The sequence below is a fragment of the Candidatus Saccharibacteria bacterium genome (genome assembly GCA_034521515.1).
Taxonomy (GTDB): domain Bacteria; phylum Patescibacteriota; class Saccharimonadia; order Saccharimonadales; family JAXHMH01; genus JAXHMH01.
The window spans coordinates 119,278-128,593 of sequence record JAXHMH010000004.1 but is presented as its reverse complement, the minus strand read 5'-3'; the positions used below and the strand labels follow the sequence as shown (position 1 = coordinate 128,593).

Annotated in this window: 13 protein-coding genes, 1 pseudogene and 1 other annotated feature; of the genes and pseudogenes, 1 reads left to right on the top strand and 13 read right to left on the bottom strand. The window is 43.8% G+C overall.

Translation table 11 applies throughout. The features are described from left to right. Positions 1-77: 77 nt before the first annotated feature. The 4 genes from U5K77_04515 to U5K77_04500 all read right to left on the bottom strand — a co-directional run bounded on the left by U5K77_04515 (position 78) and on the right by U5K77_04500 (position 2,420). Positions 78-344, bottom strand: coding sequence for a hypothetical protein (locus U5K77_04515; protein ID MDZ7744984.1), 267 nt, complete (start codon positions 342-344; stop codon positions 78-80). Between the two features lie 280 nt (positions 345-624). Further along, entirely contained in the window at positions 625-1,008 is a 384-nt protein-coding gene (rplL, locus tag U5K77_04510; protein ID MDZ7744983.1) for a 50S ribosomal protein L7/L12, read from the bottom strand. A 103-nt stretch (positions 1,009-1,111) separates the two neighbouring features. Further along, positions 1,112-1,639: a 50S ribosomal protein L10 gene (gene rplJ, locus U5K77_04505; GenBank protein MDZ7744982.1), complete on the bottom strand. Its 528-nt coding sequence runs from the start codon at positions 1,637-1,639 to the stop codon at positions 1,112-1,114. 91 nt (positions 1,640-1,730) lie between these two features. Beyond that, positions 1,731-1,900 (bottom strand) — a sequence feature (ribosomal protein L10 leader region). 391 nt (positions 1,901-2,291) lie between these two features. After that, positions 2,292-2,420, bottom strand: a complete 129-nt coding sequence (locus U5K77_04500) for a hypothetical protein (protein ID MDZ7744981.1) — start codon at positions 2,418-2,420, stop codon at positions 2,292-2,294. 461 nt (positions 2,421-2,881) lie between these two features. Here U5K77_04500 and U5K77_04495 point away from each other — a divergent pair, with 461 nt between their 5' ends. Further along, positions 2,882-3,241, top strand: a complete 360-nt coding sequence (locus tag U5K77_04495) for a hypothetical protein (protein MDZ7744980.1) — start codon at positions 2,882-2,884, stop codon at positions 3,239-3,241. On the opposite strand, the gene U5K77_04490 is transcribed toward U5K77_04495, so the two are convergent. From U5K77_04490 to rplK, 9 genes and pseudogenes are all read right to left on the bottom strand, one after another. Continuing rightward, positions 3,219-3,758 carry an FAD-dependent thymidylate synthase gene (locus tag U5K77_04490; protein MDZ7744979.1) on the bottom strand — a complete coding sequence of 180 codons (540 nt, stop codon included), beginning with the start codon at positions 3,756-3,758 and terminating at the stop codon, positions 3,219-3,221. The genes U5K77_04495 and U5K77_04490 overlap by 23 nt on opposite strands. 291 nt (positions 3,759-4,049) lie before the next feature. Next, positions 4,050-4,502: pseudogene (locus U5K77_04485) on the bottom strand (FAD-dependent thymidylate synthase). Between the two features lie 30 nt (positions 4,503-4,532). Further along, positions 4,533-5,528, bottom strand: coding sequence for a hypothetical protein (locus U5K77_04480; protein ID MDZ7744978.1), 996 nt, complete (start codon positions 5,526-5,528; stop codon positions 4,533-4,535). A 110-nt stretch (positions 5,529-5,638) separates the two neighbouring features. Further along, entirely contained in the window at positions 5,639-5,971 is a 333-nt protein-coding gene (locus U5K77_04475) for a MazG-like family protein (GenBank protein MDZ7744977.1), read from the bottom strand. Further along, positions 5,971-6,465, bottom strand: a complete 495-nt coding sequence (locus tag U5K77_04470; protein MDZ7744976.1) for a cytidine/deoxycytidylate deaminase family protein — start codon at positions 6,463-6,465, stop codon at positions 5,971-5,973. The genes U5K77_04475 and U5K77_04470 overlap by 1 nt, the downstream gene beginning before the upstream one ends. Positions 6,466-6,525: 60 nt before the next feature. Continuing rightward, on the bottom strand, positions 6,526-7,287 hold the full coding sequence (locus U5K77_04465) for a hypothetical protein (protein MDZ7744975.1): 762 nt from the start codon (positions 7,285-7,287) through the stop codon (positions 6,526-6,528). A 236-nt stretch (positions 7,288-7,523) separates the two neighbouring features. Further along, the gene (gene rplA, locus U5K77_04460; protein MDZ7744974.1) at positions 7,524-8,150 is read right to left on the bottom strand and encodes a 50S ribosomal protein L1; all 627 of its coding nucleotides are present in this window, start codon (positions 8,148-8,150) and stop codon (positions 7,524-7,526) included. Positions 8,151-8,714: 564 nt separating this feature from the next. Continuing rightward, positions 8,715-8,873 carry a hypothetical protein gene (locus U5K77_04455; GenBank protein MDZ7744973.1) on the bottom strand — a complete coding sequence of 53 codons (159 nt, stop codon included), beginning with the start codon at positions 8,871-8,873 and terminating at the stop codon, positions 8,715-8,717. Positions 8,874-8,878: 5 nt separating this feature from the next. Then, positions 8,879-9,313, bottom strand: a complete 435-nt coding sequence (gene rplK, locus U5K77_04450; protein MDZ7744972.1) for a 50S ribosomal protein L11 — start codon at positions 9,311-9,313, stop codon at positions 8,879-8,881. Positions 9,314-9,316 lie beyond the last annotated feature (3 nt).

The following is a 9,316-nucleotide window of genomic DNA, read 5'->3' as shown; positions in this document are numbered from 1 at the left end:
AGCAATACGTAGTCCTTGGCGACCTGGTTCAGTTACGTATTGCTCGGTGGTATTCAGTACTTCACGATCGCCAACAGTCACAAAATAATGGCCGTTTTCTTGCTAAGTGTCCCGACAAGTTGTTTACGCGGAATTGGGCCGATTTGTTTGTACATAAACGCCCCGTCATCAGCGATAGTCAGTTTTAGGATATCTCCCTGAACAAGTTTTGACTTGCTTGCATAATTGGCTGGAACGGGGTAAGTCTTTCCGTCTGATCCGACCATGTTTTGTCCGTCAAAAACACCTTCTATAACTTTACCAAGGTTATCTTCGGTACTATGAACGGTGGGAGCAAGCATCATCGCCTACCAGACTAATCAACAGCTCTTTTGCTGCAGCTAGGTTTGTTTCGGCGTCTTGAATAAGTGTTCGTAACCTTTTACTTGTTTTTCTGGTACATCCGGCATTGTTTTAATTCTCTCATAAGTGTTTGTTATTTGGGTACACTTACACTTAAAGCTAGCATGTTTAATAATGCAAGTCAAAAAAGTTCAATTAACTGTGGAAAACTTGCTTAGTGTCGGTCTACAAATACATAACCGCCACAGATTGTGCAGCGGTTATGAAAATGTTTTGTAAAACTTAGGCTAGTTCTACAGTAGCGCCTGCTTCTTCGAGTGCTTTCTTAGCATTCTCAGCGTCTTCTTTGGCCGCTTTTTCGAGTACCGGTTTTGGTGCACCGTCTACTACTGCCTTGGCTTCGCCAAGTCCGAGACCCGTCAAATCTTTAACAGCCTTAATAACGGCAACTTTTTGTGCGCCTGCATCTTTTAGAACAACGTCAAACTCAGTTTGTTCGTCTTCTGCTGGTGCAGCCTCACCGCCGGCTGCCGGACCAGCAACTACAGCTGCAGCTGCTGCAGGCTCAATGCCGTATTCATCTTTTAAGATTGTTTTAAGTTCGTTGACTTCTAGTACAGTCAAACCAGTTAATTCTTCTGCAAGTTTCTTTAGGTCTTTTGCCATAATATTAAATCTCCGATTTAGTTAGTTAAAAGTTTGAAAGTAGAGAGTATATAAAGTGTTATTGCTTTTTACTTTATACACTTGTCACTTTGTACTGTAAGCCCTAGGCGACAGCTTTTGTTTCTACGCCGTCAAGCAGCGCGTGAAGGTTGCCAGACAACCCATTTGTAACGTCATCTAGTGGTGAAGTTAGCGTCGAGGACTTGAGCAATGGGGTTCTCGTCTGTACTTGGTAGTGCTGAAAGCGCCTGAACTTCTTCTGGCGGCAAGAACTTACCGTTCTCTGAAATTGCGCCGACAAATTGAAGCGTAGGTTGCTTTTTACAGCATAGTCAGCAAGCACTTGTGCTGGGGCAACTTCATCTTGGCTATTGAACGCGTATAACAGCATACCGTTTAAGGCGCTTGTATCAGTGTCTTTCACATTATCGGTCGTTTCGATCGTTTTTTTAACAAGGCGATTTTTTACGACCTTTAGTGTAGTTCCGTTTTCACGACCTTCGCGTCGAAGCTGTTGCATAGCTTTTACCGGCGTGCCTTGATAGGCGGCGATGACAGTCATCTTTGAATCTGCCAGTAGCTGGCTGACTTCGGCAATGACTTGGTTTTTCTTATCTTTTGTTAACGCCATATAACTCCTTAGAGTAGTGGTTAGACGCTAGTTGCTAGTGTCTAGTTTATGGTTTTGTAAGTTCTCGCGCCCCATCGGCATTAACACACTGTTACCTAATAAAAAAGTCTTTGGCATTGCCAAAGACTTTAAAGATTCAACATTCTCAAATCTAGAATCAAAATTCTAAATTTTTGCTGCTGCCTCGGCGACATTATCATGTTTTTATGCGCAATAAGCGTACAAAACCGTCGCTGTCTTTGGTAACGCAAGTATACTCTGTTTCCCTCTGTTTGTCAACCCGGGCCCATTAACTTTCGAGTGACCCGGCTATGCCGGGCATTACTCCTCAGCAATTATCTGAGGAGTCTCGAAAGCTCACTGCCGGGTCAACCCAGCAGTAGACTTTCGAGTGACCCGGCTATGCCGGGCATTACTCCTCAGCAATTATCTAGAGAATCTCGGAAAACTCACTGTGCGGTAAACCTGATTTTTTCTTGCAGCAGTTTGGACACTTCGCTAAAAATCATAGTCCAGTAAACACATTAACGAATTAACCTCAAGCTGGAAAGTTCCAGAGTGCTGCGTCCGATAAATTGCTCGATTGGCTCTTCATCACCACTGTAAGGTACTTGTCGAATTACTTGTATTGAGCCACCCGTTGCTGTCGAACCTATATCACTACAGACATTATTTCGGCTTCTCTCTGTCGTCGGATGTTCTGATTGTAGCGGTCAATCTCCTCTTGTGTAGGAATTTCACTAGGGTCGTACCCACCTTGTATATTTTCGTTTGTAATCATTATTGAACACTCCTTATACATATAAAAAATCAGGCGGTGAAGCCCTGACTATTCTTGGGCTGTGCTAGAAACCTTTATCGCTCAGGCTTCAACCATACTGAAGCACAGCCCTGGTAGGCCGAGAGAGGAGTGGCGTGTCTTCATGTTTAATATCATAAATTCCACAATACACCAGGACGTATGACTTGACAAGAGGCGACTTAAGGTGCTGTTTTAATACTCATGGTAAACAATGAACTTTATTGCAAAGTCATCCAGAGCAGAAAGTCGGTTTACTAGCAATTGTGGCAAAAAAATAATGGTTGGAATCTTGTAGCACGAAATTAAACGAAAACACAGAGCCGGATTCCAACCGAGGATCCGGTTTTTTTACGGGATAATATGGAGACGAAAATGGAGCATCAACACGATAGACAAAGCCGGGCTCCGCTACGACTGATGCAGTTTTTGATGCTGAGACTATGAGTCAAAGCGAGCAGGAGGTTTTATCAGAACGGAGCCCTCTAGATGTCGGTATTGAGATGGCACAAGCAGTGCTTGACAACTACTACGACTTTCTATACGGAGGCCGGGATAGTTTTAGGGCAAATTTTCCAGTAAATCTGGGTATTGAGGTTCACGACATTGCCCACGATAAGTTTTGTAAAGAGTTAAGAATTGTTGGAGAGGTTCTCGAAGACGATAAGGCTACTTATGTAGTAACAGAGCTTGGTCATAAACTATGTGTTGATATTGTTACCGTTGAAACCCCACATGGTGAAGAACCGCTAAACTTTGAATACAAGGCTAGCAATCAGACTACTGAATCTGATCTAGTTTAAATTGAGTGTAACGTTCGGCGGCTAGTCGAGCCAACTTCGGGTCTTCGCCTTGATTAACAAATTTCATTGCTTCGGCTAGCATTGGGTGAACTTCAGCTAATTTTTCGTGCATCTCTAGAACGAGCTTACGGTAGCCTGAGTGTCCCTGAGGGCTGGTACGTAGTTCATGCAAATGAAACGCTTCACGAGCATTATATGTAACCTTCCAGCGCATTTTATGACCTAGCAAGGTGGCATATTGAGCATCTAGCGCGTAGCCTGCTGACTGTAGTTGGCTATAAAGCTCTAAACTAAGATCAAAACAAGCTTCAAACAGATCAGTCAGTCCAGCGTCTTCTACCAACTTTGGTATCTCATAGCCATATCGCGGAGTTAATTGTTGCCAATTGAGGTCGTCTACCATGCGGTGTCGTTGCAAATCTCGGAATATGCCATAATCACAGACAAGATCCCAGCTGTAATGCGCTTTTTCGATTGCCCTGCCTGGCTTATGTCGACGATTTAGACGTTCACCCATGTAAGCGTTAAAAACCTCTTCTTTTCGCTTAATCGGCCACTGGTTAACCTGTTGTCTAATTTCATCATGCGGCAAATTACTGTGCTCAAATAACATATCAGGAATAAGATCCATTTCGTTGCGCGGCCAATAGGATGTAAGTTGTACTGGCTCAGTTTCACCGGCGTGATTTTCTGGTAAGTGTTTCTGGGCAAGATCAGCGACCGCTGTATGCGTATTGGCACGGTACGCAATCGTCGCGCCACCGCGTTCAGGTTTATCAGCACGTTCTAGAAACGTTGGCGTGACTTTACGTCCGTGTTTTAGGATTTTCTGACCGACGTTTTTTGCCTCTTTAAGCTCGTCGCTCATCAGGTGCATGATTAAACTTTCTAGAGCTTGACCTGAGGCATAAATACCAACGGTAGATTTTGTAGCAACCGGCAGTACTGCACGAGCTGCGTCACAAGCTTGGGCGCGCGTGGCACCTTTCCATGGTATATCGCGTTCTTCTTCTGGGGTTGGGTCGTGTTTTCTGACGAAATCAGTGAGTTTATGAACCAGCTCTGAATAGTTATCAAAGATTTGATCCATAGTTTTGTCATATTTTTTTGCGGTTTTTTTGTCAAAATGTTCTGGCGTATAGTATTTATACTTGCCGCTATTGTCTTTTTGATCAAAGTATATGTACCTTGTTGATTGTTCTAAATACGACGCTAATCGTCCCCACTCCAGCTTTTTAGTTAGCAAGTTTGACGCACCTTCGACTACGACATGGAGAGCCTAACTCCGTTGTTAGCTTGGATCGTCGCCGTAGGCTGTAATAACACGTTGGAGTAGTTTTTCGTCCTTTGAGCCGCCTTGGGCGAACTCATCCAGCACCGTAACTCGCATATCGTCTCCACGACGGGACAATCGAGCCATTGCTGCGGCAACAGTTACAGGGCTTAGGTTTTCATTAAAGGCATACACGTTATCATCTGTGCTGGTTATCGACTCTTCAAGAAACTTCTTACCTTCGTCAGTAATTATAAAACCTTCATCTGTTTTACGGATGTATGGGTTATCAACTTTCTTCTTCATAATTTTACCGGTTCCTTTCTTTGATTGTTCAGGCAGTAACGGTTCAATCGTTTGCCATAAATGCTTGTTGATGGTTTCAATATCCATAAGTTCGCCACCGCGCACACAATCAATTCGTAAAAAATCTTTTGGAAACAGCTGGCAAAGATCGTCGTACACCTCAACAGACCGACGCAGATGGTTGATATCGGCTTCATGAATGTCACGTTTTTTATCGGTATAAGATCGTGTATCTTTAGTGTCAACCAGTTGCTGAGCGGTCTCGGCTGGAACTCGAAGCACCAAAGATAGATTAGGTCGTGGTATACCAAGCATACGGAACTCTAAATTATCAAGCCAGATAAAATAACCGCGCCGTTCTTCAGTATTTGAAAATTTTGTTCCTTGGTGTGCCATGTTGCTACCGGTAAAACGGTTAGCTAGCACAATCTTACCTTTAGCCAGTGCTTCTTTAATCTTATAAGCGGCGTGGTACCTATCAAGTGCGTAAAACAATGAGCCGGTATACGGACCGACGTCCTCAGCTGTTCCATACTTGCCATTTAAATACTCGCGTACAAAAAAGCTGGAATCTTGTTCATACTGGGGGAAATCAAATGTAGCGACGTCATAACCCTCACGCTCGAGCCGGTCTACCAATAACTTAAACTGCGTACCTTTACCCGATCCGTCAGTTCCTTCAATTACGAGAAATAATCCGCGCTGCACTCGTTCCCTCCTTTTATAGCTGTGCCCACCGGATCAACTACCTATATTGTAATAGTTCTTTGCGAAACCGACCAATTAAACACGTAGTAATTTTTATAACTAACGGCGGATCACGGGTCTTGGGGAGTCTTTATGCGTACAAATACATCTTTGCCATCGGGACTTTTAATTTTTTTATATTTTCGATTTTTATTTTTTTGGATTTTGTCGGTAATCTCTTTTTCTAAGTCGAATCCTAATATCTCGCTCATTCCAAGAATAAAAATAATAACGTCGGCAAACTCTTCGCCAACACCATCTTCATGTTTGTTCAATTTAGAGAATGCTTCCGAAAGCTCCTCATAGGCGCGGCAAAATTCTTGCGCAATATCGGTTGTGTTAAAACCCTTTTCAAGCTTATTGCGCATGACTTCTTTTTGTAGTTTTGTTAAATCAATGGACATTACATTTTCTCGTAGGTTACTACTTTTTTATCAAGTAGATGCCATTCAATACCCACGTTATCAAACATTTCTTTACTCTTTTGACCAGCGTGATAATCATTGCGAATTACTACGCGAGTAATACCGGCTGTAACAATCATTTTGGCGCAGGTATAGCATGGCGTCATATTACAATACAGGGTTGCTCCTTTGAGCTTCACGCCAAAGCGTGCAGCATGAACAATAGTGTTCTCTTCAGCGTGAGCAGTACGTATACAATGAGTACTTTTTGAGCCATCCGGATTGACTCTTTCCATGAATTCATGACCAACTTCATCACAATGTGGTAACCCTGGAGGTGCTCCCACGTACCCGGTAGCGATAATCCGGTTTTCTCGTGTTATTACACATCCAGAACGACCTCTATCGCAAGTTGCTCGTGTGGCTACGGAATCCATAATTCCAAAAAAATATTGATCCCAATCTGGCCGTTTGGTCACCTCTTTAGCTTTCATAATAGACTGTATTGTACGCGTAACAATATATGCTAAGCAAGTTTTGATACAAGTGCCTAGTTATTTACGGGCGTCAACCGTTTGGTAGAGTGTTTGCAGGTTGTCGGCTTTGATGTCTTTGATGATCAGTTTTGCGCAACGAGGTACATCTTCAATCGAGCCGTTACTCATCACAGTACTATCCACTCTAATATTGTCGCGCTCTCGCTCTGTTGGATCCAACATGTCGTTTTGTAAGTGACCGGGGCGATAAACCTTGATGATAATTCCACCGATCTTTCGCAGAGCCGTTGCATCTGACGGGTATCGTAATCCACCAACGATAACAAGTTTGCATCCGGACTCTCGTGCTTTTTGAACACGTCTTACAACCTCGTCATACCAAATGGTGGGTTTAACTTTTTCTACTAAATAACCGCCTAACCATTGCAACATTGGTCGATAAGCCTCTTTGTTGTCTTTGGTTATCTCTTGTTTTGCCAAATGAGGCTCACGTTGCAGGTTCTCTACGTGCAAAATGAGTTTTTGATATTCGGCGGGATGCTGTTCAATATCAGCCGGATCCAGACGAATCTGACTCATGTCACATTTAACATTCATTACATCAAGTAGTATTGCAGGAAGTGACCGGAGCCATTGATTTAGAGAGTTTACATCGTAAGGATCAGGAATATCGGTTAAGGTTGCGTGCATAGCGTTAGCTATTTCGGCGATTATCAGACTAGACTCTAAATGAATCGTTGTTGGCTCGAGCTCTTTAATGGCGCTAGCAAAGGTGCTTTTACCATGGCCGATTGGGCCGGTCATTCCTATAACAATCACACCCGACCTCCAGACCAGAGCTGATCTAAAACGAGCAAAGCCCGTTTTGCTTCAGCACTTTTCGGGGCACTGCATTGTTGTTTGTTGCTGTGCTCGTTCAGCGTATCAGAAATACGCTTTACTGCGCGCATCGCAAACGCCTTGCATTGCACCCGAATACTGGAAGGTCGCTGTCGGTTAGTCATTGACTGTATTGTAGCAAAGCTAAAGCGCGTTGACATCATTGACGTCAACTTTTATGGAATCGGGCAGTACTTGGTTGTAACGTGAGCTGATGTAATGAATGACGACTTTACGCTAGCTGGCTTGTTACCCCTAATGCTCTTGATGGCTGCACGTGCGTTATCAAAAAGCTTATGTTTACCAAAGCTCACTTTACCAACGGCCATATGGATAATTCCGGTACTATCAACACGATATTCAACTCTACCAGCTTTCGCTTCTTCAACAGCTTTGGCTATGTCGGTTGTTACGGTGCCGCTTTTTGGGTTCGGCATAAGTCCTTTTGGCCCAAGCAATCGAGCATATTTACCTAGTTTCGGCATAGTTGTTGGAGTTGCAATGAGCACATCAAAATCGAACTGTTCTTTATCCAGTTGTTGTAATAATTCATCTTCTCCCGCAATGTCTGCCCCCGCTTTTTTTGCTGTTGCGACGCCTGCGGTATCGGCAAACACCGCCACTCTTGTTTCTTTGCCTGTCCCTGCTGGCAAAACAACTGTATCACGGATATTTTGATCAGCCTGTCTCGGATCTACATTTAGATTAACGTGAAGTTCAACCGTAGCATCGAATTTGACCGGGCTGGTTTTGCTCGCTAACTCAACAGCATCAGCCACGCCATACTGTTTGCCTGCCTCTATAAGTTTTTGTACGTTTTTGTACCCTTTAGCTCGGCGTTCTAGTCGTGAACGAGCTGGTTTGTGGGTCTTTTTGGCTGTAGTTTCTTCGTCTGTTGCAGTTTGTGCTTTGCGCTCTTCTTTGGCCTGTAGTTCTTCTGCCTCTTTTATAGCCTTGGCACTTCGCTTGCCGGCCTTGGCAACGACGACCTTGTCGTCAGAGCCTTGAGCTTCCTCATTACTCACAGCTCCTTGCTCATGGCTCTGTATGGCTGCCTCAATTTCAGCAATGGTGTTTTTTTGATTAACATCAAGCTTTAAGGCTTTTGCTTCCTCAAGTAATTCTGCTTTTTTTGCCATAATGTCTTATCCTTTCTGCCCCACGGTAACTTTCGTGTTTACTGTTGGGGTCGTGGTATTAACCCCGGCTTTCCTGTGGAAGGCCGGGTCCCACAAATTATTAATTATTAAATTCTGTACGGATGCCTACAATGGTAAATGCTTCCGTCTGGCAACACATGAGCATGCAGCATTCGGCACCGAACAGCCGCGTGACAATCTCAAGATTCTGATCATGAATGCCCAGCGTTACCAGTCACATTGGTACTCTGCCAGTTGCTTCTCGTACATCCCCAGTACACTCAGCATTTCTACTAATGACCTCACTTGATCTTCGCGCTCATCCCAGGATTTGTCAGAATTTAAAATTTCAACTAGGCCAGCGATATGGATAGTTTCCCTAGTCATAATAGTTAGCCCTCTACCTCTACACCCATAGAGCGGGCGGTGCCAGCGACCATGCGTTTAACAGCATCAATGTCATCGGTATTCATGTCTTCTGCTTTAGTTTCGGCAATTTCTGCAAGCTGAGCATCTGACAATTTCTTGGGTAGTTTATCGGTATTTGGCTTACCAGAACCCTTCGAAATGCCCAAAGCCTTACGAATAAGATCGTCTGTCGGGGTGCCTACAACTCGCCAATTAATAGTTTTATCAGTGTATATTGCGATATGGACTGTCACATCCAGGCCCATCTTATCCTTAGTAGCTTCATTAAATGGATTTATAAAATCCATCATGTTTACACCGTATTGCCCAAGAACACTCCCGACCGGAGGCGCAGCACTGGCTTGTCCGCCTTTAAGTTTCATTTTGATATTTGCTTTAACAGCCTTTTTCTCAGCCATAAA

What these genes read in the sequence shown, in the direction of transcription:
- U5K77_04515 (MDZ7744984.1), bottom strand. Translation starts at nt 344, where the DNA reads ATGATGCTTGCTCCCACCGTTCATAGTACCGAAGATAACCTTGGTAAA.
- rplL (MDZ7744983.1), bottom strand. Translation starts at nt 1,008, where the DNA reads ATGGCAAAAGACCTAAAGAAACTTGCAGAAGAATTAACTGGTTTGACT.
- rplJ (MDZ7744982.1), bottom strand. Translation starts at nt 1,639, where the DNA reads ATGGCGTTAACAAAAGATAAGAAAAACCAAGTCATTGCCGAAGTCAGC.
- U5K77_04500 (MDZ7744981.1), bottom strand. Translation starts at nt 2,420, where the DNA reads ATGATTACAAACGAAAATATACAAGGTGGGTACGACCCTAGTGAAATT.
- U5K77_04495 (MDZ7744980.1), top strand. Translation starts at nt 2,882, where the DNA reads ATGAGTCAAAGCGAGCAGGAGGTTTTATCAGAACGGAGCCCTCTAGAT.
- U5K77_04490 (MDZ7744979.1), bottom strand. Translation starts at nt 3,758, where the DNA reads ATGGGTGAACGTCTAAATCGTCGACATAAGCCAGGCAGGGCAATCGAA.
- U5K77_04475 (MDZ7744977.1), bottom strand. Translation starts at nt 5,971, where the DNA reads ATGTCCATTGATTTAACAAAACTACAAAAAGAAGTCATGCGCAATAAG.
- U5K77_04470 (MDZ7744976.1), bottom strand. Translation starts at nt 6,465, where the DNA reads ATGAAAGCTAAAGAGGTGACCAAACGGCCAGATTGGGATCAATATTTT.
- U5K77_04455 (MDZ7744973.1), bottom strand. Translation starts at nt 8,873, where the DNA reads ATGACTAGGGAAACTATCCATATCGCTGGCCTAGTTGAAATTTTAAAT.
- rplK (MDZ7744972.1), bottom strand. Translation starts at nt 9,313, where the DNA reads ATGGCTGAGAAAAAGGCTGTTAAAGCAAATATCAAAATGAAACTTAAA.